This window comes from Zunongwangia atlantica 22II14-10F7, assembly GCF_002094855.1.
Classification (GTDB): domain Bacteria; phylum Bacteroidota; class Bacteroidia; order Flavobacteriales; family Flavobacteriaceae; genus Zunongwangia; species Zunongwangia atlantica.
This window is the reverse complement of sequence record NZ_ARYN01000014.1, coordinates 1-23,753: the sequence shown is the minus strand read 5'-3', so window position 1 is coordinate 23,753 and position 23,753 is coordinate 1. Positions and strand designations below refer to the sequence as shown.

Here is a 23,753-nt window from a genome sequence, read left to right as displayed (position 1 = left end):
AGCCTCTTCAATAAAGAAAAGGCTTTTGTGTATTTTTAAGATAGATTTTTTCTAGTGATGCAAATCTTCTTCATTTTCCTGCATTGGAATATTCTGAGGAACATAATCCTGCCCTGTAATTACATATTCACCATCACTATTGGTTTTACTGTAATCGTAAGCCCAACGGTATACTACAGGAAGTTCACCTGGCCAGTTACCATGAATGTGCTCTACAGGAGTTGTCCACTCTAGCGTATTCGATTTCCAAGGGTTCATCGTTGCTTTCTTACCATAGAACATAGAAGCAAAGAAGTTATAGATAAACACCAACTGTACTAGTGCTGTAATAATGGCACAAACAGTTACAATAACATTGATATCTGCAAGATCATCAAAGTAAGGAAATGCAGTATTGGTGTAATAACGCCTTGGAAGACCAGCCATACCTAAGAAATGCATTGGGAAGAAAACTCCGTATGCTCCAACAGCCGTTACCCAGAAATGGATATAACCAAGATTTTTATTCATCATACGCCCAAACATTTTAGGATACCAATGATAAACACCAGCAAAAAGACCATACAATGCTGAGATACCCATCACCAAGTGGAAGTGAGCCACAACGAAATATGTATCATGAACGTTAATATCTAATGTAGAATCCCCAAGAATAATACCGGTTAAACCACCAGTAATAAATGTTGACACTAATCCAATAGAGAAAAGCATACCAGGATTCATTTGAAGGTTACCCTTCCATAAAGTTGTTATATAGTTGAAGGCTTTTACCGCAGAAGGAATAGCAATCAATAATGTTGTAAATGTAAATACAGATCCTAAGAATGGGTTCATACCAGATACGAACATGTGGTGACCCCATACAATTGTTGAAAGGAATCCGATAGCCAAAATAGATGCAATCATTGCACGATATCCAAAAATAGGTTTACGAGAGTTTGTAGCAACAACCTCTGAAGTAATACCAAGTGCTGGAAGAATTACAATATAAACCTCTGGGTGACCTAAGAACCAGAATAAGTGCTCAAAAAGTACTGGCGAACCACCATGATGACTCAATACTTCACCATCCAAGAAAATATCACTTAAGAAGAAAGAAGTCCCAAAACTTCTATCCATAATAAGCAATAAAGCAGCAGACAATAATACCGGGAAAGAAACTAAACCTAGAATAGCTGTTACAAAGAATGCCCAAATAGTTAATGGAAGTCTAGTCATCGACATTCCCTTGGTTCTTAAGTTAATAACAGTAACAATATAGTTAATACCACCAAGTAACTGCGAAGCAATAAATAATGCCATAGAAACCAACCAAAGCGTCATCCCCATTCCTGAACCACCAATAGCTTGAGGCAAGGCACTTAAAGGAGGATATATAGTCCAACCTGAAGATGCAGGACCAGCTTCTACAAATAAAGAACAAAGCATAATCACACAAGCTAAAAAGAACAACCAGTAAGACAGCATGTTCATAAAACCAGATGCCATATCACGAGCACCAATCTGTAACGGAATAAGTAAGTTACTAAATGTACCACTTAAACCAGCAGTAAGCACAAAGAAAACCATTATGGTACCGTGAATAGTCACTAATGCTAAATAAATATTTGGTGTCATCACACCATCTGGTGCCCATTTACCAAGTAAAGCTTCAAAAATAGCAAAAGACTGTTCTGGCCATGCTAATTGAATTCTAAATAAAATTGACATTCCAATACCAACAATTCCCATTAACAAACCTGTAATAAGAAACTGTTTAGCTACCATTTTATGATCGAAGCTAAAAATATACTTCGATATAAAGGTTTGCTTATGATGATGTCCGTGATCTTCGTGGTGATCGTGAGCTGGTGCGTTTACTACTGCTGACATATCTTCTTAAATAATACTTTTAATTCTTAAATGTTATTTTATTCCTCAGACATTGATTCTCCAAAAGTTGCCTGTTCAGCCAACCATGCTTCGTAATCTGCTTCAGACTCTACTATTACTTTCATTTGCATGTTATAGTGAGCTTGTCCACAAATTTTATTACATAAAAGGAAATAATCGAACTCGTAAGAATCATCTCCATTTTCTCTTCTAATATCATTAATACGTTCAACTTTATCAACAATATCACCATTATTTCTCATTTCCTCCGTAGTTACTGTTGGAGTAAAACCAAATTGAGTAATCATACCAGGAACAACATTCATTTGCGCTCTAAAGTGAGGAAAATAAGCTGAGTGCAATACATCCTGAGATCTTAACTTAAATAAAACTGGCCTATTAACCGGTAAGTGAAGCTCTCTTACCACTTTATCATCCTGAGCATAAGAATCTTCTTTATCAACTCCAAGTGTATTAGTACCTTCAATAAATCTAACATTAGCTTCACCTAAAGTATTATCCTCACCAGCATATCTAGCTGTCCAACTAAACTGCTGTGCATATAATTCTACAACTAAGGGATCTTCATCTTCATTAACGCTCATAATATCTGTCCACGTGAAAAGACCATAGATAATTAATCCTGCTAAGGTAATTACAGGAATAATAGTCCAGATAAATTCAAGTTTATCATTATCGGCATAAAACAAAGCTTTTTTACCAGCCTCACCACGATATTTATAAGCAAAATAGTGAAGTAAAGCCTGAGTAACGATTTGCACAAACATGATCAATAACATTGAGATCAACATTAGATTGTCATATTTCCCTCCATGCTCTGAGGCTGCATCTGGTAGCGTTACATTTGTAAAAGTCCAAAAACAGTAAAACATTAAAAGATATAGGAAAACGGCAAACCCCATCATTAATTTACCCTGGTTCTCATTATCCTTGTTGTTAGCTACCTGAGAGGTATCTGCATCAGGAGATTTTGACAATTCAAATATTTTTGAAATCTGCCATCCTGTTACAGCAAGAAGTGCTAATACTATGATTACTAAAAATACGGTCATTTTATAAAGTCTTCTTTAAACAATCAATCTTTTAATTAGTAATGGTAATTTTCACTCTCCTTAAGGAAAGGATTACCTTTTGGGTATAAGGATTCTTTCCCAAGCCCGGTGCCCACAAAAAATATGAACAGACCTAGGAAGAATAGTATTCCTGCAATTTCTGTGATACCGAAAGACCAGTAAGGACCTACAGTAGAAGGCATAACCAATAAGAAAATATCGATATAATGACCTACAAGAATTACAACACCCGCCATAATCACAAACCAAGGAATACGTTTATAATCACTATTAATTAACATTAAAATAGGGAATATAAAGTTTAAGGCTATCATTCCGAAGAACAACAAATTATATTCTTCAATTCTAATGATAAAATAAGTTACTTCTTCTGGGATATTCGCATACCAAATCAATAAGAATTGACCAAACCAAAGATACGTCCAGAATACACTGAAAGCGAACATAAACTTAGCCAAGTCATGTAAATGACTATCATTTACAAATTCTAAATGGCCAGCTTTCTTAAGAAACATTGTAACTAAAGCAATCACTGTAATAGCAGACACAAAAACACTTGCAAAAACATACCAAGCAAATAATGTACTATACCAGTGCGGAGTCATACTCATAAACCAGTCCCAAGCCATTGTAGTTTCAGTTATCACAAAGAATAACAGAAAGAATACTGAGGCTTTAAAATTCTTTTTATACGGAGTTAGATTAGAAGCAGTAGCCTGAGCAATAGAATTTCTAGTAGCTATAAAACGATAAACGTTCCATCCAATTAAGTAAATGATAGCTCTAATTACGAAAAATGGAAAATTAAGGTATCCCGATTTTCCCTGAAGAATAACATCTTCTTCCACAAGCTCATGATTTTGCCAAGGGTAAAAATGAGTACCTGCAAAAATCACAATAAGCACAACAATAATAGATCCTGGTAAAAGGTAATTGGTAACACCTTCTATAACTCTAAATAAAACCGGAGACCAACCTGCCTGAGCCACATATTGAATTGCATAAAATACCAAGGCGCCCAATGCAATCATAAAGAAAAAGAAAGCTGAAACGAAAAGCGCCGACCATGGTTTTGTTTGAAATTGGTGCAATACATGCTCCATATGAGAATCACCATGCTCTCCTTCTCCATGGGCAGTTTCCCCATGCTGCTCAACAGATTCATCATGGGCTACATCTGCAGTTTCTCCATGTTGTTCTGTTGTTGCCGAAGCCTCATGATGTTCTTCTCCACCATGTTCTCCATGGGCATCTGCCGCCAATAATTCCTTCAACTCTTCTTCGTTAGATGGTGTAGAAATGAATCCATAAACCAAGCCTATGGCACCAACAATTACTAGAATAATTGCAGTTAATTTTAATTTACTAGAAAGCGTATACATATTACTAGATCTAAAAGCTATATTCCTATTTAATTATTCTTCAGATTGTGTATCTTCTTCACTAAAATCTTCTGCAGGTTCTGCAGGATTTAGATTATCTGAATTCTCCTGAGTGATTGTATTTGTTTGAAAAGATCTCTCAGGGTTGCCCTCTAATTTATCTTTTAAACTCATTACATAATGATCTATTTGCCAACGTTCTTCGATACTTGTTTGCACCGCATAAGATCCCATATTATTAAGACCATAATACATTGTATGATAAACACTCCCTTCAGTTATACTACGACCTGGATCGTCATAAGAAGGCACACCAAGAATTTTTTCTCTTTCTACTAAAGTCCCTTGACCATCACCTTTATCTCCATGACATACCGCACAATAAACAGTATATAACGCTTTACCTTTTGTTAGGTTTTCTTCTGTATAAGGAATTGGATTCTTAAGATTAGCCTTTGCTGCTTCTCTTGCCTCAGGAGTATCCTCGTATTCGTATGGCATCCACCCTCTAGGAATAGTACCATCTACTGGCAATTTAGCTTCCTGCTGGTTAGCAAAAATATCGTAAGCCCCATAAGGTTCGTAAGGTACCGGACGGTACATATCTGGAAAATATTGATAATTACGATCCTTATCTCCGGAGCAAGAACTAAAGAAGCCCGCGATTATAACAAAGATTAAAGATTTATGAAATAAACTTCTCATCTGGTCTATTTATTGTCAATTAATTTAATTTCTGCAGCTCCCGTATCATATAAAAATTTAGATAGGTCTTCTACATTATGATTAGTTGCGTCTATCTCCATTAAGAACATATCATCTGTAGTTCTTGGATCTGGATTTTCTGCTTTTTTAAATGGAGCTAATCTACTTCTCATATAAAAAGTGATTACCATTAAGTGAGCTGCAAAAAATACTGTTAACTCAAACATAATCGGAACAAATGATGGCATATTTGTTATAAAGGAAAAACTAGGCTTTCCCCCAATATCTTGAGGCCAATCCTGAACCATCATAAAGTTCATCATCAAAACAGCAACAGATAAACCTGTTATACCGTATAAAAACGAAGCTATAGCTAATCTTGTAGGTGCTTCACCAACTGCCTTATCTAGCCCGTGAACGGGAAAAGGAGTATATATTTCACCAATATGATAGCGCGCTTCACGAACCTGCTTTACCGCATGTAATAGCAGATCATCATCGTTATAAATAGCGTGTATTGTCTTTGATGCCATCTTGATTATTTATTTTTTAATTCAGTTGCTTGTGCATTCCAATCACCACGGTTAGCAAGGATAGGGAAGTTTTCTATAACTTCATCAAGCAATTCGTAATCTTCCTTGGTTAATTTAATTACCTGATCGTACTTATAAATACCAACCTGATGTAAATGTTGTTCTAACACAGGTCCTACTCCATCCAGCTTTTGTAAATTATCGGCCTTCTCGGTCTCAGGGTTAAATGTTCCAATTCTAGCCAACATTGCATCTAACTGATCTTTTTGTGTTTCAGTAATACCTAAGGCATCTGCATTAACAGTAGCCTCATGGGTAGATTTAGAAGAATCGCTTCCTAAAAAAGCGTCTTTCTGTTGAACATTAGCTGCAGGCTCTTTTGCAGTTGGATCGCTTTCAGCGTGATGAGGAACATCATCACCATGTTTTGCACGAAGATTTTTATAATATTCTCCTGAAGACTTCAAAATTGTCTTTACTTCCGCCTGAGCAATCACAGGGAAAGTTCTAGCATAAAGCAGGAACAAAACAAAGAAGAAACCAATTGTTCCAATAAATACTCCTATATCAACGAAAGTTGGAGAGAACATAGCCCAAGAAGAAGGAGTTCTACCTTTACTAAGATCTATAACAATAATATCAAAACGTTCAAACCACATTCCAATATTAATTACAAGAGCTACAATAAATGTCCAAAGAATATTTCTTCTTAGCTTCTTAACCCATAAAGTTAATGGCACTACAAAGTTACAGATAATAAGTGCCCAGAATGCCCATGCATAAGGACCAGTAGCCGCACCAAAAGATAGGTAGGTATAATTCTCATAACTAGTACCAGAATACCATCCTATAAAGAATTCCGTAATATAAGCTACAGATACAATACCTCCAGTTAGCAATATTACTTTATTCATATATTCAATATGAAGAAGTGTAATATAATCCTGAAGATTCACAACTTTCCTCATTATGATAAGTAGTGTTTGCACCATTGCAAATCCAGAGAAAATTGCTCCAGCAACAAAATATGGAGGGAAAATTGTACTGTGCCACCCAGGAACTACTGAAGTAGCAAAGTCAAAAGATACAATTGTATGTACAGAAAGTACTAAAGGTGTTGCTAAACCAGCAAGAACTAAAGACACTTCTTCAAAACGTTGCCAGTCTTTAACTCGTCCACTCCATCCAAAACTTAGTATACCGTATATTTTCTTCTGAAATTCATTTGTAGTTCTATCACGAAGCATTGCAAAATCCGGAAGTAAACCAGTCCACCAGAAAACAAGTGATACCGATAAATACGTTGAAATTGCAAATACATCCCATAGCAGTGGTGAGTTAAAGTTAACCCACAAAGAACCAAATTGGTTTGGAATAGGTAGTACCCAATATGCCAACCAAGGACGCCCCATGTGAATAATTGGGAACAATCCAGCCTGAACAACCGCAAAAATTGTCATTGCTTCTGCTGAACGGTTTACTGCCATTCTCCACTTCTGGCGGAACAGCAATAATACTGCCGAAATTAATGTACCGGCGTGACCAATACCTACCCACCAAACGAAGTTGGTAATATCCCATGCCCAACCAATGGTTTTGTTCAATCCCCAAACCCCGATTCCTGTTGAAACGGTGTAAATAATACAACCTAATCCCCACAAAAATGCAATTAAGGCAAGTGTAAATACAACGTACCAGGTTTTATTAGCTCTACCAAGTACAGGCGCTCCTACTTCAACACTTATATCATGATAAGTTTTCTCTCCGGTAACAAGAGGTTCTCTTATAGGTGCTTCGTAATGTGACGACATATTTCTTTAAAATTGATTCTTATTACTTAATTATTATGCTTCAGCGGTATTGGTAATTTTAGCCTGATACATTACGTTTGGCTTAGTACCTATACTTTCAAGTAAATGATAAGTTCTATCATCACCTTGCAATTTAGAAACTTTAGACTCTTTGTCATTTACATCTCCAAACACAATTGCACCAGTATCACAAGCCGCTGAACAAGCTGTACGGAATTCACCATCTTTAACAGGTCTTCCTTCACGCTTAGCATCAAGAATTGTTTTTTGCGTCATTTGGATACACATAGAACACTTCTCCATTACCCCCCGAGAACGAACTACCACATCTGGATTTAATACCATACGACCTAGATCATTGTTCATGTGATAATCAAACTCTTCGTTTTGAGCGTAATTAAACCAGTTAAATCTTCTTACTTTATAAGGACAGTTGTTAGCACAATATCTTGTACCTACACATCTGTTATATATCATTTGGTTTTGACCCTGACGACCGTGTGAAGTTGCCGCCACAGGACAAACAGTTTCACAAGGTGCATGGTTACAATGCTGACACATTACTGGTTGAAAAGCAACCTGAGGGTTATCGTAAGATGGATCCTCTATAGTATCATAAGTTTCAAAAGCACCTAGATTAACTAATTTCTCTTGCTCTTCTACAAATGTATCACCAGCTGAATAGTATCTATCAATTCTTAACCAGTGCATATCTCTAAACTTTCTAACTTCATCTTTTCCAACAACAGGAACGTTGTTTTCAGAATGACAAGAAATAACACAGGCTCCACAACCAGTACAAGCATTTAAATCTATAGATAAATTAAAATGATGCCCAATTGTACGATCAAAAGCACTCCAAATATCCGCTTTTTCATCACTTACAGGAATTTCCTGATGATTATAATCTACCTCAGGAACACTATTCCATTCATGCTTACTTTTTGTTGTAAGAACTGATAGCGTGGTTTCTTTAACAATATCATCACGACCAGCCAAAGTACTTTGCATCTGTACACTAGCAAATTCATGCATACCTTCAGCCTTTGCTAAAGTTACATTTTGAAATGCACTAAAGTTTTGGTACAAAGGATAAGCATTAACACCTACCTGCATTTCCTTTTGCATTCCCTCTTTCTTACCATATCCTAAAGCTAATGCTACAGAACCTTTAGCCTGCCCAGGTTGTATAATTACGGGAACATTTTTTACTGTTGTTTCACCTACAGTAACATTTACATAACTACCATTTAAAGCTCCGTTAGAAACAATTTCATTCTCCAAGCCTAACTTATCAGCATCGGCTTTAGAAATCATTAAATAGTTATCCCATGTTGTTCTTGTAATAGGATCTGGAAGCTCTTGTAACCAAGGGTTATTAGCTTGTTCACCATCTCCCATCGAAACTTTAGTATATAAAGTAAGTTCATATTCGCTACCTTCCTGAGCAGATGAACTTAATTTTCTTAGTGAAGAGGCATCATTACTTGAAGAAGTAAAGTCTTCTGAAGCTACTACAGCAACAGGACTTGTTCCATCAAAAACACCATCATGCAATGCCTGATTCCAACCTCCTGATAAATTACCAGACCAAGTTTCTTTAATATAATCACTATAGGATTGGCTATTTCCAGACCATTTTAATAAACAATCCTGAAATTGACGCGTATCAAACAACGGTCTAATTGTTGGCTGCATTAAACTGAATTGCTGATCTGTAAACTGAATATCCCCCCAGCTTTCAAGATAGTGCGGAGTAGCAGCTATATATTTGCAAAGTTTTGCAGTTTCATCTTCTTTCATTGTAAAAGAAACAGAAACTTCTACATTTTTTAATCCTTCAACAAATTCTGAAGCATTCGGCAAACTGTAAGCTGGATTTACTCCAACCACCATAAGAGCTCCAACGCTTCCTGAATTCATACTTTGTACAAGTTCTGAAACCTGAGCAACATTTCCCTGACGGGTCATACGTGCATTATCAGTATCCATTATTGTACTACCTAAAGCTTCATTAATTGCTAACACTAATGATTGCGCATCTGCATCTGGAATTCCAGAAACTACAACCGCCTTATTCCCAGCTTCTCTTAACTGGCTAGCAGCTTTCACAACAGCTTCATCAATATTAGAAGGCAATTCACTTGTAGAATCACCTCCAACTATATAACCATACAATGCAACTAAAATTGCTTTTTGCTGCGATGGTTTTACAGGAACACGTTTATCTGCTTTCGCACCTGCTAAAGACAAGTTTGATTCAAATTGTACGTGTCTTGACATTTTTCCATTTTCAGGAACACGACTTTTAGCATAGCTCACATCGTATCCTCCACCTTGCCAGTCACCAAGAAAATCAGCTCCTATAGAAACAATTGCTTCTGCTTCACTGAAATCATAATTTGGCAATGCTCTTCTTCCATATCTAGATTCAAAAGCTGAAAGAGCAGCATCTTCAGAAACAGCATCATACACCACATGTTTTACATTTGGGTATTTAGCGCTGAATTCCTGAATCAGCTTTGTAGTACTTGGGCTAGCAAAAGTTTGAGTTAAAAGAACAATATCACCTGATACTCCGTTAAGAGCTGAACCAACCTGACGATCGAATTCTTCCCAAGAAACATTTTTCCCATCAATCATAGGGCGCTTCACTCTTTTCTTATCATATAAAGAAAGAACTGAAGCATTAACACGAGCACCACCACCAGCTTTTACTTTAGCAAGGTCATTATTCTCAATTTTAATTGGTCGCCCTTCACGAGTCTTTACCAATACGCTTTGAAAATCGAAACCATTTGCAATAGTAGAAGCATAGTAATTTGCTACACCAGGAACAATATTCTCTGGCTGCACAACATAAGGAATCGATTTTACAACCGGACCTTCACAGGCAGCAAGTGAAGCAGCAGCAGTACTAAACCCAACATACTTTAAGAAATCCCTTCTAGAAGTTTTTGAATTACTTAAAGACTCTTCATCTCCAAGAAACTCATCAACAGGAATCTCCTCTGCAAATTCTTTTTGTTTTAGCGTCTCAACAACAGAACTACCTTTTAGTTCTTCAACACTTTTCCAGTATTTTTTGTTTGATGACATATATATCTAGATATTAACTTCTTAATTTATATCTGCTAACGCAGTTATTAATAGTGGCATTTTGCACATTCAAGACCTCCCATTTCAGCAATGGTAAGCTTTTCTACACCATACTTTTTAGAAAGCTCTTCATGAATCTTTTCGTAATATTCATTCCCTTCCATCTGAACTCCAGTTTCCCTGTGACAGTTTATACACCATCCCATTGTAAGTGGGGCTTCCTGATGCACAACTTCCATTTCCTGAATAGGACCATGACAATGTTGACATTGAACTCCTGCAACAGAAACGTGTTGTGAGTGGTTAAAGTAAACAAAATCTGGAAGATTATGTATTCTAACCCATTTCACAGGCTTTTGTTCACCTGAATATGTTCTTGTAGATGGATCCCAACCAACAGCATCATAAAGCTTCGCAATCTCTCCGTCATAGAATTCCTTAGAATGCTCTGCAGTAGCCGTCTCTGGAGCAACTTCTGAAATTGCTTTATGACAGTTCATACAAACATTTAATGATGGAATACCTGAAGTTTTTGATACACGAGCTGAAGAGTGACAGTATTTACACTCTATACCATTATCACCAGCATGAATTCTATGCGAATAATGAATAGGTTGGATTGGTTGATAACCTTGATCTACACCAACCTGCATTAAAAATCCATACGCGAAATATCCAACACCTAACAAAACAACAAGAGAGAACACCAATACTAAAAACTGGTTTTCTACAAACGCCTGCCAAATTGGTTTTCTTGATGGTTTTTCTGGAAGAGTCACTCCACTCGCAGCAGCAAAGTTCTTTAATGTCTTGTTCACTAAAAACAAAACAACAAGTAACATTACTAAAACAAATATTAGAACCCCAAGAATAATATTTACAGAAACACCTCCAGCAGATCCTTCTCCACCTTCAGCACCTGCTCCTCCGGTTGCAGCAGCAGCTGGCTCTGGTTTTGGTTGCTCAACATAAGCCAGGATATTATCGATATCCTCATTAGACAATTGAGGAAAAGCTGGCATCGCAGTACCATTATATTCCTGATAAATTGCTTCAGCATCTGCATCACCAGATGCTCTTAACTCTGCATTGTTTTTAATCCAAGCATAAAGCCATTCTTTATCATGTCTTAATGTCGCACCATTTAAAGCAGGACCAATACTTGCTGAATATGGTTTGTGACAAGCTGCACATAAAGAATTAAACAAACCTTTTCCTGCGGCCGGATCTCCTAACTCGGCAGAAGCTGAAGCATCTGCTTTATCGGCAGCTGTTTCTGGCTCCCCAGCCTCGACATCTGTTGAATCCTGAGCAAAACTCGTTACAGTAAACGATAGAAAAAGCGCTACAATTAAGAGCAATCGCGAAGTTGAGTGGCGGTATTTCACCTTTTTCATATTATAAGTTGAATTAACGTCTAAACTTTGGTACGGTTTTTAAGATTAAAATCTGTACGTAAAAACTTAGAATCGCACCATTAAATTCAGGCACAAAAGTAATACTTAAGTTGGATTTTGTTTATGTTAGAGAAGCGTTAATAGGTAATTTATATTAGTTCTAAATAATAAAATAGATATAATCTCAGTTATTTAGTTTTACATTTGTCTATAAAATCATAACTATGAATATTTTAAGCTTTCGAAATTTAATACTTGGATCTTTTTTAAGTTTTTCGAGTATAGCAATTGCCCAAGAGGATTCTGCAAAAATTAACATTTCACAAGATGAAATGATTGCGGAATTAGCAGAAACAAAAACAAAGCTTCAAAAATCACACAATATTGGCGATCGATTTGTAATTCAGCTATTTAGCGGAAGCAATGGAGAAGCCAGCAACCAGATAAAAGACTACGAAGCGCTTTATGAATACCCAGCCAGAATTAAATATGAGGCTCCAAATTATAAAGTTTGGATAGGTAATTTCAGAAACAGATTAGAAGCCGACAGAGCACTTTTAATAATTAAAGAGACATATCCTTCAGCTTTTATACCAAAACCAAAAAGAAAGTAACCTAGACAATTTTACAACTGCTAAAGTGAGGTTAAAATAAAATGATAATAATCATTTTAAGCCGCTACTTATCTTCTTATAGAAAAATTCAAGAGATTACATCACAATAAAAAAAGGGCCGCAAATGCAGCCCTTTTTTTTTATTTATAAACACACTCTCTTTTATTTAAGAGTCTTTTTAACTTCTACCTCTCTAAAGGCTTCTATTACATCACCTTCTTTGATATCATTGTAATTTTTCACCTGCATACCGCAGTCATATCCCTTAGCTACCTCTTTTACATCATCTTTAAAACGCTTAAGGGATGACAATTCTCCTGTATAAATCACTACACCATCTCGAATTAAGCGGACACCGGCATTTCTATAGATTTTACCTGAAGTAACCATACATCCAGCAATAGTTCCGATTTTAGAGATTTTAAACGTTTCTCTAATTTCAGCAGTACCAGTGATCTCTTCTTTAAGTTCTGGAGATAGCATTCCTTCCATCGCATCCTTAAGATCATTAATTGCATCATAGATGATCGAATATGTTCTAATGTCGATTTCTTCTTTATCTGCTACCTGTCTCGCATTTCCTGCAGGACGAACATTAAATCCAATGATAATCGCATCTGAAGCAGAAGCTAACAACACATCACTTTCTGTAATGGCACCAACTCCTTTATGAATAATATTCACTTGAATCTCTTCAGTAGATAGTTTCTGGAAACTATCAGTAAGTGCTTCTACAGAACCATCAACATCACCTTTCAGGATAATGTTAAGTTCCTTAAATTCTCCTAACGCAATACGACGACCAATTTCATCCAAGGTGATATGACGCTGCGTTCTTACATTCTGCTCGCGCTGTAATTGTGTACGTTTAGCAGCAATATCCTTAGCCTCGCGCTCATCTAACATCACTTTGAACTTATCACCTGCCTGTGGCGCACCGTCTAGACCTAAGATAGAAACCGGAGTTGATGGACCAGCTTCTTTTATCTCGTGCCCTCGTTCATCATGCATCGCCTTAATTTTACCACTATGACGACCTGCAAGAACATAATCTCCTATCTTAAGCGTACCTGCCTGAATAAGAATTGTAGCCACATAACCACGACCACGATCCAAGAAAGCTTCTACTACGGTACCATTAGCTATTTTATTAGGATTCGCTTTAAGCTCTAAAATCTCAGCTTCAAGCAATACTTTTTCAAGTAATTCCTTAACTCCCATTCCTGTTTTAGCAGAAATATCATGAGACTGCACTTTACCTCCCCAATCTTCAACAAGAAGATTCATAGAAGCTAACTTCTCTTTAATCTTCTCTGGATTAGCTGTAGGCAAATCAGATTTATTGATTGCAAAAATAATTGGCACTCCAGCTGCCTGCGCGTGAGAAATAGCCTCTTTCGTTTGTGGCATCACATCATCATCTGCAGCAATAACGATAATAGCTATATCGGTTACCTGCGCACCACGAGCACGCATTGCCGTAAAGGCTTCGTGACCCGGCGTATCCAGGAATGCAATTTTTTGCCCTCCATCTAATTCAACACCATAAGCACCAATATGCTGTGTTATACCTCCACTTTCACCAGCAATAACATTCTCTTTACGAATATAATCCAGTAAAGATGTTTTACCGTGATCTACGTGACCCATAACCGTTACAATAGGTGCTCTTTCTTCTAAATCCTCAGGAGCATCTTCTTGCGTTTCAACTGTTTCTTCCACATCCGCAGTTACGAAGTCCACTTCATAACCAAACTCATCAGCAACAATAGAAAGAGTTTCTGCATCCAATCTCTGGTTCATTGTCACCATCATACCAAGAGACATACATGCTGAAATAACTTTAGTTACCGGCACATCCATCATTGTCGCAACCTCACTAACAGTAACAAACTCGGTTACCTTAAGTACTTTAGAATCTGATTCTTGTTTTGCAAGATCTTCTTCTGAACGTTGACGGTGTTGATCCCTCTTATCTCTACGATATTTTGCACCTTTACCTTTATTAGATTTCCCCTGAAGTTTTTCAAGAGTCTCTCTAACTTGTTTTTGTACTTCTTCTTCGCTAGGCTCTTCTTTGGCGATAGGCCTGCTGCGCTGTTTATTATTATTACGACCTTTACGGTTGTTGTTATTGTTATTTCCACCTCCCTGATTAGGGCCGCCTTTTACATCCTTACTAATTCTTCTACGACGCTTTTTACGGTTTCCTTTTTTATCATCATTAGATGCCGCAGTTTTCTTGTCGTCTTTTTTCTTAGCAGGCTTCTTAAATTTAGAAAGATCGATTTTCTCTCCCGTAAAGTTAGGACCATCTAATTTTGTATAATTAGTTTTTATACGGTTAGAATCCTCTCCCTGTGCGGCAGTCTCAGTTTTTTCCTGAGGAACATCTTTATCTTTCTTAGGCTCTTGCTTAGGTTGATCTTTTTTAGGGGCAGTATTCTGATTTTTACTAAAATCAGTTTTTGGCTTAGGCTTTTCCTCAACTGGCTTTTGGGCTGGTTTTTCCTGCTGAGCTTTCTCTACCTTTTCTTCTTTCTTAGGCTCCTCTTTTTTCTTCTCAACCTGTGATTTTTCCAAATCTATCTTACCTACAGTTTTAGGGCCAGTAAGTTTAGTACGAGAACCAAGCGTTTCCTGCTCTTGCTTCTTACGCTCCTGCTCTTCTTTCAACTTCTCCTGTTCCTTTTTCTCCTGCTCTTTTCTCTTTTCCTCCTGCTCACGCTCACGGGCTAAACGTAGCTCTTCTTTCTCTTTCTTCCTTTCTTCACCAACTTCTTTAGAAGCTACTTTTTTGCTTTTATCTGTCTGGAACTCATTAAAAAGAACCTGATAAGTCTCCTGAGAGATTTTAGCAGTAGGACGTGCTTCAATATCATGCCCCTTAGAATTTAAAAACTCTACAGCCCGATCTAGCGAAATATTGAATTCACGTAATACTTTGTTTAATCGCATTGTTTTTGCTTCAGCCATAAATTGCCCTCTAAATTAACCTCTTTTGTTTATTAACTACAATAAATTATTCTTCGAATTCTTCACGAAGAACTCTCATTACTTCACGAACGGTTTCTTCTTCCAGGTCGGTACGTCTTACAAGGTCATTTACATCCTGCTCTAAAATACTTTTTGCAGTATCTAAACCAATTTTTGCAAATTCCTTAATTACCCAATCTTCGATTTCGTCAGAGAATTCAGATAATTCAACATCTTCCTCTACTCCTTCTCTAAACACATCAATTTCGTAACCTGTTAACTGGCCAGCAAGTCTAATATTATGCCCTCCACGACCAATCGCTTTAGAAACCTCTTCAGGCTTAAGCATAACTTCAGCCCTTTTATTTTCTTCATCTATCTTAATAGATGTGATTTTTGCAGGACTCAAAGCCCTTGTGATAAATAACTGATCGTTATTTGTATAATTAATCACATCAATATTTTCATTTCCAAGTTCGCGTACAATACTATGGATTCTAGATCCCTTCATCCCAACACAAGCTCCAACAGGATCAATTCTATCATCATAAGAATCTACTGCCACTTTCGCTTTTTCACCAGGTACACGAACAACTTTTTTAATAGTAATTAAACCATCAAAAACCTCAGGGATTTCCTGCTCAAATAATTTTTCCAAAAATGCAGGTGCTGTTCTAGATAAAATTATACTTGGCTTATTCCCCTTTAACTCAACACTTTCTATAACACCGCGTACATTCTCTCCTTTTCTAAAGAAATCTGAAGGAATTTGTCTGTCTTTTGGCAGTACAATTTCGTTTCCTTCATCATCCAAAAGAATAATTGCACGATGTCTTATATGATGAACTTCTGCAGTATAAATCTCTCCTTCAAGATCTTTAAACTGCTTATAGATATTTGTATTATCATGCTCATGGATTTTAGAAATAAGATTTTGCCTTAATGCTAAAATCGCTCTACGTCCAAGATCAATTAATTTTACTTCTTCAGAAACATCTTCACCAACTTCAAAATCTGGTTCAATTTTACGCGCTTCTGTAAGTGATATTTCCTGATTTGGATCTTCAACCTCGCCGTCTGCAACTACCACACGGTTTCTCCAAATTTCCAAATCCCCTTTATCAGGGTTTACAATGATATCAAAGTTATCATCCTCACCATACTTCTTTTTTAAAGCATTTCTAAAAACATCTTCCAAGATCGCCATTAAAGTTACACGATCTATCAACTTATCATCCTTAAACTCTGAAAATGAATCTATTAAGGCGAGATTTTCCATACTAAAACAATTAAAATGTTATCATAACTTTTGCTTCAACAATTGCTGAATATTCTAATACAGCCTCTTTCTCTACCGTAACCTTTCCTTTTCCTACAGGTTTAGGTTCACGTGCTTTCCATTGAAGTTTAATATCAGATTCTGTAGCATCGATTAAATTTCCTTCAAATTTTCCATTTTCAGTTTTAACCTGCAACTTTCTGCCAATATTTTTTTTATACTGTCTGGGAATTTGTAGCGGCTCGGTTGCACCGGCCGATGTCACTTCTAAAGAAAAATCCTCTTCTTCCCTGTCTAAATTATGCTCTACCTTTCGGCTTACATAAATACAATCTTCAACAGAGACACCTTTATCGCCATCGATAACCACTCTTATTTGGTTATCTGGTGTTACAATAAGTTCAATCAAAAATAAGGAATTATTCTCTTCGAATGCTTCTTGTAGCAACTTTTCTACGTTCTCCTTCAACTTCATACTGGTTATAAAAAGAGGGGACTTTATGTCCCCTCGCTGTACTTTTTTAGTTTCAACGCTGCAAATATAATAATAATTCCCGAGAAAGAAAACCAGGCATTTAGGCAAAAATCTTCGTAAATTTAAGATAGATAATAAACATTCTTAATCTTTCCCGCCATGAAAAAGATTCTTGTCCCAACAGACTTTTCTAAAGAAGCTGAAAACGCACTAAAAACTGCAGCAGTAATTGCTAAAAAATTTGATGCTGAAATTTTCCTGCTTCACATGTTGGACTTACCACTTAGCTTAATTGACCCCGTACAGGGAAACAGTCAAAATGTGCCTGAAGCCCTATATTTTATGAAGCTTGCTCATATGCAGTTTAGCACAATTAAAAAAAGTGAATACCTAGAAGGCATTCCGGTAAACGAAGCTGTACAATTTAATTATGCTTTTAAAGGTATCACTGAATTTGCAAAATCCAACCAGTGCGATCTTATTGTAATGGGATCTCATGGAAGCAGTGGATTTCAGGAAATGTTTATAGGATCAAATACAGAAAAGGTAGTTAGACAATCTGAAATTCCTGTTTTAGTGATCAAAGAAGAGTCGCCAGATTTTAAAATCGAAAAGTTTGTTTTCGCCACAGATACTGAAATCGATAACAAAAAAACACTAGTAAAAGCCATAGAATTTGCTAAACTTTTTGAAGCTGAATTACATCTACTTTTTGTAAACACTCCAAATAATTTTACGACAAGCAAACAAGCTTATGCAGATTTAGATGAATTTTTACAGGAAATGAGTCTTAAAAATGTAAAAAAACATATCTATAATGACATTAGCGTAGAAAAAGGAATTTTAAATTTTGCTGAAAAATTTAAAGCAGATTTAATAGGCATCAGCACACACGGTCGCAAAGGCCTATCGCATTTCTTTAACGGAAGTATAAGTGAAGATCTGGTTAATCATGCCAAACGCCCGGTGATCACATTTAAAATTTAGACAAAGGTCTTTAGTGCTCCTTTCTTAATACAAGACCACAAATAGTTCCAGAATGATTTGGTTTTATCACGTTCTATTTCCAAACCATCATTCACATTTCGGCCACTTTCGCCATTATGTTTCACAAATATATTGGCGATAGTGGTTAAAAATCCACTTTTTTCGGTGCCATCTTTCTTTAAAACTTCAATTTTAAAATCTTTATAAGCGATATTCACACCGCCAGTCGCTTTATTCCTGTTTCCTGAAAAATCGAAATCCATATTAGTTATAGAACCTGCTGCCTGCACATTCATCGCAGGCCTTAAAAAACCATTCATATTCTCAGCCGAAAGTGAACTCATATTACCCGATATATCAAACCAATCGCTAAGATTATTTACTTTAAACGCCCAATTTAAGCGTAAAGAAGCCTGCTTCATAAAATTAGCACTAGCCACCACTCGTGTTGTAGGAAATTCAGAAGCATCGCTAAAATTGGTAAGATTCGATATTTTCCCTGCCACTTTTCCAAAAACTACTTTCCCTGGCTCTCGATTGGCCTTCATACGTTCTTCATAGACAATCTGAGTATTTTTCACCTGCAAAGTATCTATTTTCAATAAAAACGGAAGTTTTCTTAGCATTTGGCTATACATGGGTTTTATCGAGTTATCATCTGGCTGCATTTTATCCCTGTAAATCTCAAAATCGGCATCGCTAATTAAAAGATTTGTGGCTTTAAACCTTAAACTATCATTTTGAAATCCAAAATATTGATTTTCCAGCGAAATACTATCTACCACTAAATGATACCTATCTTTTTCTACGGGAATATGCCTTTGAAACTCTTGTTTAGAATAAATAGACTCTAATTTTAGCCCTTTTAAGCTGCTTTTTTTATCCTGAATTTCGATCGCAGCAACATTCATCTTATGCCGATCATCAACTTTAAAATAAACCGAATCTGCATTTAGTTTAAAATGATCAAACTGAAAAGGTATTTTTTCTGAAATAGAAACACTATCAATTTTTAATCCTTCAAGTCGAAAATCGAAGCTTTTAACCTTAATTTTTTCATCTGAAACACTATCGAGCAACACAAATTTTGAATGATTAAGAATAATCTCTTCTACAGTTATTTCTTTATCCAATCCAGACGATTTTGGCCCATTCTGCTTATCCTTTTTTTGCTTTCTTCCAGCTTTTTGATCCTTTGCCTTAGTTTGATACACCACTTCAGGATCGTTAATCTGAACCTTATTAAGATCTATATTCTTTTGGGTAAGAAACTTCCAATAATTAAGCCCGCTAACCTTTAAACGTTCAGATTGAATATTAACTTCTCCCTGCGTTAAGTCGATTTTGGTTAATTCCGCCGCATTTTTAAAAACCTGAACCTTCAGTTTATCGAATTTAAGTTCAGGCACCTGTTCTTCAAGTAAGCTTATCGCCTTTTTCTCGACGAAGGAATTCAGAAATAGTCCGGCAAAAAAAAGCAGGGCTAAAACAACGAAAATCGATATTATAATTTTTGGTTTTCTTTTCAAGATTGGAAAGTTTTCACTGAAATGTACAACCTTTAACAACAGCTCCTTGAAGGATTAAGAATATTTAACTAAAAAGTTAAACCGAAGAGGACAGCCTACGTTAAATTTACGTCAAACCTGACAATATGTTACCAAAAAACCGGAATTAGAATATATATTTGCAATTATCAACTAAATAACCAATGATCCTTAAACTATCTATAAAGATTCTGTTTGTTGTTGCTGAGATTTTCTTAGCGTTCTACAGTTTTGCCATGAGCGATAGTTTGTTGGTTAAGTTTATTTTCTTTGCATTTACCGCAGTAATTATCGCGTTCGCACTTACTAAAATCACCAATAAATTTTTACCTGTAGATAAAGATTACATTTCGCAAGAACAGGAAGATGGTGTAGTTGAAGGTGAATAGTATATGCAAATAATTTCAATTTCCGATACTCACAATAGACATCATGAACTAAATCTTCCAGCCGGAGATCTTTTAATACATTGCGGAGATTTCACTGAAGGTGGTACTAGACTTGAAACACTCGATTTCCTGAAATGGTTCTCAAACCAAACTCATCCTTATAAAATTCTTATTTCTGGAAATCATGATTTTTTCTTCGAGAAAAACAAAAAAGATTTAAAAAGCCTGATCCCTAGTAACATTATTTATCTAGAAAATGAAGGGATTTCCATTAAAGGTTTGCACATTTGGGGAAGTCCACATACACCAGGAAATGGCAATTGGGCTTTTAATCTTGAGAGAGGAAGAGGGATTAGAAAAAAATGGAATCTTATACCTGCCAATACTGATATCTTAGTAACCCACACTCCGCCTTACGGCATCCTAGATGAAAGTAAAACTTACAGAAATATTGGATGTGAAGAACTATTGAAAAAGATCGTTGATATTAAACCAAAACTTCATCTTTTTGGCCACGTTCATGATGACTACGGAAAGAAACAAATTGGCGAGACACTCTTTGTAAACTCAGCAATAATGGATAGCAGAAGTAGATTAATAAATGGGGTAAGTGTAATTGAAATTTAGAAGAACTATTCTTTTAAGGACTGAATAAAGTCAACTCGATACTGCCTTAAAACATCTACCAAACGCGCAGCTCCAATACGATATTTTAAACCAACGCGATCTTCGTTATTATAGGTATATTCCCATCTAAATTCTTCAGTAGTTCTAAGTTGTATTTTCTTCGTTTTAAATATATTCCCAGGAAAAATAGGAATTGCGAATTGAAATCCTCCTGTCGCTCCATTTTGAGTATAGGTTCCAAAGAGACCAACATCAACTAATCCAAATTGCTTTATTAAATCAACCCGACCGCCAAAATCTTCATATATAAAACGACCAACACTAGCTCTTACATTCAAATTTTCAATAGGTAAATGGTATTCGATATCAGCAATAAAATGAATCATACTCATATTAGAGAATGTGATATCATTAAAACCATCCTGATAATAGAATCCAGTTAAACCAGCCTCAAAACCAACACTCCAATTCTTTGATGGTAAACCATATCGGTATTGTACATCTAAGCCATATTTATCGTTATGGTAAGTCCCAAAAGACACATTAGCAAAATGTCCTGGTTTTATTTGCGTAAAGTAAGTCAAAATACTAGGAGCCATTCTTGGGGACATACTAGTATTATTTAAAGAATTCTGAATAGGAATAGTAATTCCGGTTTGCGCACTTAAACCTTTGGCTAAATATACTCGGGTATCAATAATTCCGTCAAAAACTGTTTCAAAAGGATTAGAATAATACCCAAAACGTGCAGCAACAAAAGGTCGCACCCGAATATTCCAACGGTAATTCTTAAAAGGTTTATTATTCCGATTATAGAATTCTAAGTCTGAAGAAGACAAAGTATTAAAACTATAAGAATCGGAACTATATTTTCCAACAGGGACATTATGATGTAGCGGTATCCACTCTATAGTTTGATTCTCACCTAAAAAATTAGAAGCAATATCATTAGCAAAACGCATACTATGATACGGACTACGAAACTCCCTAAGTTCAAAGAATATCTTTATGGTGTCGTTCTTATCATCTACAATCACATTTTCGAAACCCTCATCATAAAGTGCTTCTTTCAATTCCTGAGCAAAAGCCAAGGAACTAATCAAAAAGAATAAAATAAAAAGGGTTCTATTTCTTCTCATATCTTCTTAATGATCTAGGTAAAAAATTCAGCGAAAACTGAAGATTAACATTAAAGGCTATTTCTTTTCCTTCAAAAGTATAAGCTTGCAACATAATATGTTCATCCCAAAGCTTAGCATAAACACCAGCATTAATAGTAGAAGTATTATATTCAATACTTGCGCCTAAAAAAGACAAAGGCTCATAGGAAACACCTCCGTAAACACCTGTTAAATAATGGTTGTTACCGAAATTCTCCTTTTCTTCAAAACTTAAACTTTTCCAGAAATTATTATCATCTCCTCCCCTAACCAAGACATAAGGAGAACCGTAACCTAATGATAATTGAAATTTACCAATTGACGATTTAATATTCTTAGTAGCCACTAAGTAATCATGAGAGATAACAGGAGATCTGGATCCCGGCGGAGTCCAACCCAAAACAATTGTAGGCAAATACTCACTTTCCTTAAGAAGTCTAAATCTAAAATCTAATTGACGATCTCCGACTCCAATTTCATCAGCAATTTCAGAACGATAGAAAACACCAAAATTAACTTCCATAAAACTAGTCAATGCAACTCTAACACTATATACATCAACATCAGCTTCCTGCGCCCCAGGACTAAAGGTATCATCTGAATATTCTCCCGGAATAAAAGCATAGGAAAAGCCAAGCTCATGACCATCCCTCCAATCGGCTGTGGGAATAGTCATATAACCTGGCTTACCTAAAAAGTTATTTTGGGCAAATACATTTGAGGACATCAGCACCAAAAACAAAAAACCTGCCGTTTTAAAATTAAACTTAAACAACAGGTTTTTAAATAACATAATAAATTATCAAATGAAACTAAATACTAAGATCCAGAACCTTGATTATGACAAGCCGCAATACCTGCTACTAAAATTTCTCTTGCTTGATCTGCGGAATTTTGATAATTGGAATTCACAGTAGATTCTCTATCATCTCTTCTTTCTTCTATGGTAGTTTCCTCAGTTGTTCGTGCATTAGAAATTACAGTTGAAGCAGCATCATACCAACTTTGAAGTTCTATTCTTCCTTCCAAGGCAACTAGGAATGCCATCAATCTTAATTCCTCTTCAGCAAAATCCAAGCCCTCTGCAGCTAGTAAGAATTCTTCAGCGATTGCCTCAATTTCAGCGGCAAATTCATCTGCACTGTTATTTAAAGTTTCTGTCCTGCTATTAAATCTATCTTCTGCTGCAGCCGATCTTCTTTCAAAATTTGCAAAAACAGTCGCTAATTGTTCATCTCTTGTTGCCTGAAGATCTGCGATTACATCGTCATAAGCATCATTATAAACATCCTCACATGGTGCATCTACTGCTTGCGCAACTGGATCTAAATCAACACCAGAATTTAAAACATTAATTCCATTTGGAATTACAGTCGAAGATGCACTGCTAGAAAAATCGTAATTAATTTGTGGCAAAAGTGCTATAATGTCATCCGGAAGAGACGCTACAATTGCATCAGCGTCAACACCATCTGGTAAATCTTGATCAAGATCTAACATAGCTTCAATATCATCTTCGGTTAAAGATGCAGAAATACTCAACGCATTTGCGGGAACATCATCTACAGCCGACTCCAAGGAGGTTAATATTTCAGAACTCTCAGAACTCAAGTCATCAACAGTTTCGGCGGAAGAGAAATCTGCAGCAGCAGCAGTTGTCGCTTCAGGCACATCTGACTCAGCTGCAAAATCTGGCTCCGCAACCTCAGGGTCTTCATCATCTAAATCAGGAATTTCATCGACACCCTCCTCAAATTCGTTTTCAACTTCTTCGGGATCTATAGTGGATGAGCCGGCCATAGTGAA

19 protein-coding genes are annotated in these 23,753 nt (G+C 36.2%); 4 read left to right on the top strand and 15 right to left on the bottom strand.

Annotated features, from left to right (window positions below; genetic code table 11):
• Window positions 1-51: 51 nt before the first annotated feature.
• The 8 genes from IIF7_RS14880 to IIF7_RS14845 are packed head-to-tail and all read right to left on the bottom strand — an operon-like array spanning window position 52 to window position 11,893.
• Entirely contained in the window at window positions 52-1,872 is a 1,821-nt protein-coding gene (locus IIF7_RS14880) for a cytochrome c oxidase subunit I (protein ID WP_084842496.1), read from the bottom strand.
• 38 nt (window positions 1,873-1,910) lie between these two features.
• Window positions 1,911-2,945, bottom strand: coding sequence for a cytochrome c oxidase subunit II (locus IIF7_RS14875; RefSeq protein WP_084842495.1), 1,035 nt, complete (start codon window positions 2,943-2,945; stop codon window positions 1,911-1,913).
• A 35-nt stretch (window positions 2,946-2,980) separates the two neighbouring features.
• Window positions 2,981-4,348 carry a quinol:cytochrome C oxidoreductase gene (locus IIF7_RS14870; protein WP_084842494.1) on the bottom strand — a complete coding sequence of 456 codons (1,368 nt, stop codon included), beginning with the start codon at window positions 4,346-4,348 and terminating at the stop codon, window positions 2,981-2,983.
• Window positions 4,349-4,381: 33 nt separating this feature from the next.
• Window positions 4,382-5,053 (bottom strand): cytochrome c, encoded by a 672-nt coding sequence (locus IIF7_RS14865; RefSeq protein ID WP_084842493.1) that lies wholly within the window; start codon window positions 5,051-5,053, stop codon window positions 4,382-4,384.
• 5 nt (window positions 5,054-5,058) lie between these two features.
• A complete protein-coding gene (locus IIF7_RS14860) occupies window positions 5,059-5,586 on the bottom strand; it encodes a DUF3341 domain-containing protein (protein WP_084842492.1) in 528 nt (175 codons plus the stop codon).
• 5 nt (window positions 5,587-5,591) lie between these two features.
• A complete protein-coding gene (gene nrfD / locus IIF7_RS14855) occupies window positions 5,592-7,397 on the bottom strand; it encodes an NrfD/PsrC family molybdoenzyme membrane anchor subunit (RefSeq protein WP_084842491.1) in 1,806 nt (601 codons plus the stop codon).
• A 33-nt stretch (window positions 7,398-7,430) separates the two neighbouring features.
• On the bottom strand, window positions 7,431-10,496 hold the full coding sequence (locus tag IIF7_RS14850; protein ID WP_084842490.1) for a TAT-variant-translocated molybdopterin oxidoreductase: 3,066 nt from the start codon (window positions 10,494-10,496) through the stop codon (window positions 7,431-7,433).
• 47 nt (window positions 10,497-10,543) lie between these two features.
• On the bottom strand, window positions 10,544-11,893 hold the full coding sequence (locus IIF7_RS14845) for a c-type cytochrome (protein WP_084842489.1): 1,350 nt from the start codon (window positions 11,891-11,893) through the stop codon (window positions 10,544-10,546).
• 224 nt (window positions 11,894-12,117) lie between these two features.
• Here IIF7_RS14845 and IIF7_RS14840 point away from each other — a divergent pair, with 224 nt between their 5' ends.
• Window positions 12,118-12,507 carry an SPOR domain-containing protein gene (locus IIF7_RS14840; protein ID WP_084842488.1) on the top strand — a complete coding sequence of 130 codons (390 nt, stop codon included), beginning with the start codon at window positions 12,118-12,120 and terminating at the stop codon, window positions 12,505-12,507.
• Window positions 12,508-12,669: 162 nt separating this feature from the next.
• Here the strand turns inward: IIF7_RS14840 and infB are convergent, their stop codons facing one another.
• From infB to rimP, 3 genes are read right to left on the bottom strand one after another with little or no spacing between them, the layout of a single operon-like run.
• Window positions 12,670-15,483 (bottom strand): translation initiation factor IF-2, encoded by a 2,814-nt coding sequence (infB, locus tag IIF7_RS14835; protein ID WP_084842487.1) that lies wholly within the window; start codon window positions 15,481-15,483, stop codon window positions 12,670-12,672.
• 46 nt (window positions 15,484-15,529) lie between these two features.
• Entirely contained in the window at window positions 15,530-16,762 is a 1,233-nt protein-coding gene (gene nusA, locus IIF7_RS14830) for a transcription termination factor NusA (RefSeq protein ID WP_084842486.1), read from the bottom strand.
• A gap of 10 nt (window positions 16,763-16,772) precedes the next feature.
• Window positions 16,773-17,237, bottom strand: a complete 465-nt coding sequence (rimP, locus tag IIF7_RS14825) for a ribosome assembly cofactor RimP (protein ID WP_084842485.1) — start codon at window positions 17,235-17,237, stop codon at window positions 16,773-16,775.
• A gap of 159 nt (window positions 17,238-17,396) precedes the next feature.
• Here rimP and IIF7_RS14820 point away from each other — a divergent pair, with 159 nt between their 5' ends.
• A complete protein-coding gene (locus IIF7_RS14820; protein WP_084842484.1) occupies window positions 17,397-18,224 on the top strand; it encodes a universal stress protein in 828 nt (275 codons plus the stop codon).
• On the opposite strand, the gene IIF7_RS14815 is transcribed toward IIF7_RS14820, so the two are convergent.
• Entirely contained in the window at window positions 18,221-19,753 is a 1,533-nt protein-coding gene (locus IIF7_RS14815; RefSeq protein WP_139801339.1) for an AsmA family protein, read from the bottom strand. The two genes, IIF7_RS14820 and IIF7_RS14815, sit on opposite strands and share 4 nt — an antisense overlap.
• 182 nt (window positions 19,754-19,935) lie before the next feature.
• Here IIF7_RS14815 and IIF7_RS14810 point away from each other — a divergent pair, with 182 nt between their 5' ends.
• Together IIF7_RS14810 and IIF7_RS14805 are read left to right on the top strand one after the other, a co-directional pair.
• Complete coding sequence (locus tag IIF7_RS14810) at window positions 19,936-20,160, top strand: hypothetical protein (protein WP_084842482.1); 225 nt, start codon at window positions 19,936-19,938, stop codon at window positions 20,158-20,160.
• 3 nt (window positions 20,161-20,163) lie between these two features.
• Window positions 20,164-20,787: a metallophosphatase domain-containing protein gene (locus tag IIF7_RS14805; RefSeq protein ID WP_084842481.1), complete on the top strand. Its 624-nt coding sequence runs from the start codon at window positions 20,164-20,166 to the stop codon at window positions 20,785-20,787.
• Window positions 20,788-20,792: 5 nt separating this feature from the next.
• On the opposite strand, the gene IIF7_RS14800 is transcribed toward IIF7_RS14805, so the two are convergent.
• The 3 genes from IIF7_RS14800 to IIF7_RS14790 all read right to left on the bottom strand — a co-directional run bounded on the left by IIF7_RS14800 (window position 20,793) and on the right by IIF7_RS14790 (window position 23,747).
• Window positions 20,793-21,926: a YjbH domain-containing protein gene (locus tag IIF7_RS14800; protein ID WP_084842480.1), complete on the bottom strand. Its 1,134-nt coding sequence runs from the start codon at window positions 21,924-21,926 to the stop codon at window positions 20,793-20,795.
• The gene (locus tag IIF7_RS14795; RefSeq protein ID WP_262508196.1) at window positions 21,913-22,674 is read right to left on the bottom strand and encodes a YjbH domain-containing protein; all 762 of its coding nucleotides are present in this window, start codon (window positions 22,672-22,674) and stop codon (window positions 21,913-21,915) included. The genes IIF7_RS14800 and IIF7_RS14795 overlap by 14 nt, the downstream gene beginning before the upstream one ends.
• A 92-nt stretch (window positions 22,675-22,766) precedes the next feature.
• Complete coding sequence (locus IIF7_RS14790) at window positions 22,767-23,747, bottom strand: hypothetical protein (protein ID WP_139801338.1); 981 nt, start codon at window positions 23,745-23,747, stop codon at window positions 22,767-22,769.
• Between the last annotated feature and the right edge of the window lie 6 nt (window positions 23,748-23,753).

Excerpts from the sequence above, each read along its gene's own strand:
- IIF7_RS14880 (WP_084842496.1), bottom strand. The coding sequence starts at position 1,872 with ATGTCAGCAGTAGTAAACGCACCAGCTCACGATCACCACGAAGATCAC.
- IIF7_RS14875 (WP_084842495.1), bottom strand. The coding sequence starts at position 2,945 with ATGACCGTATTTTTAGTAATCATAGTATTAGCACTTCTTGCTGTAACA.
- IIF7_RS14870 (WP_084842494.1), bottom strand. The coding sequence starts at position 4,348 with ATGTATACGCTTTCTAGTAAATTAAAATTAACTGCAATTATTCTAGTA.
- IIF7_RS14865 (WP_084842493.1), bottom strand. The coding sequence starts at position 5,053 with ATGAGAAGTTTATTTCATAAATCTTTAATCTTTGTTATAATCGCGGGC.
- IIF7_RS14860 (WP_084842492.1), bottom strand. The coding sequence starts at position 5,586 with ATGGCATCAAAGACAATACACGCTATTTATAACGATGATGATCTGCTA.
- nrfD (WP_084842491.1), bottom strand. The coding sequence starts at position 7,397 with ATGTCGTCACATTACGAAGCACCTATAAGAGAACCTCTTGTTACCGGA.
- IIF7_RS14850 (WP_084842490.1), bottom strand. The coding sequence starts at position 10,496 with ATGTCATCAAACAAAAAATACTGGAAAAGTGTTGAAGAACTAAAAGGT.
- IIF7_RS14845 (WP_084842489.1), bottom strand. The coding sequence starts at position 11,893 with ATGAAAAAGGTGAAATACCGCCACTCAACTTCGCGATTGCTCTTAATT.
- IIF7_RS14840 (WP_084842488.1), top strand. The coding sequence starts at position 12,118 with ATGAATATTTTAAGCTTTCGAAATTTAATACTTGGATCTTTTTTAAGT.
- infB (WP_084842487.1), bottom strand. The coding sequence starts at position 15,483 with ATGGCTGAAGCAAAAACAATGCGATTAAACAAAGTATTACGTGAATTC.
- nusA (WP_084842486.1), bottom strand. The coding sequence starts at position 16,762 with ATGGAAAATCTCGCCTTAATAGATTCATTTTCAGAGTTTAAGGATGAT.
- rimP (WP_084842485.1), bottom strand. The coding sequence starts at position 17,237 with ATGAAGTTGAAGGAGAACGTAGAAAAGTTGCTACAAGAAGCATTCGAA.
- IIF7_RS14820 (WP_084842484.1), top strand. The coding sequence starts at position 17,397 with ATGAAAAAGATTCTTGTCCCAACAGACTTTTCTAAAGAAGCTGAAAAC.
- IIF7_RS14810 (WP_084842482.1), top strand. The coding sequence starts at position 19,936 with ATGATCCTTAAACTATCTATAAAGATTCTGTTTGTTGTTGCTGAGATT.
- IIF7_RS14805 (WP_084842481.1), top strand. The coding sequence starts at position 20,164 with ATGCAAATAATTTCAATTTCCGATACTCACAATAGACATCATGAACTA.
- IIF7_RS14800 (WP_084842480.1), bottom strand. The coding sequence starts at position 21,926 with ATGAGAAGAAATAGAACCCTTTTTATTTTATTCTTTTTGATTAGTTCC.
- IIF7_RS14795 (WP_262508196.1), bottom strand. The coding sequence starts at position 22,674 with ATGTCCTCAAATGTATTTGCCCAAAATAACTTTTTAGGTAAGCCAGGT.
- IIF7_RS14790 (WP_139801338.1), bottom strand. The coding sequence starts at position 23,747 with ATGGCCGGCTCATCCACTATAGATCCCGAAGAAGTTGAAAACGAATTT.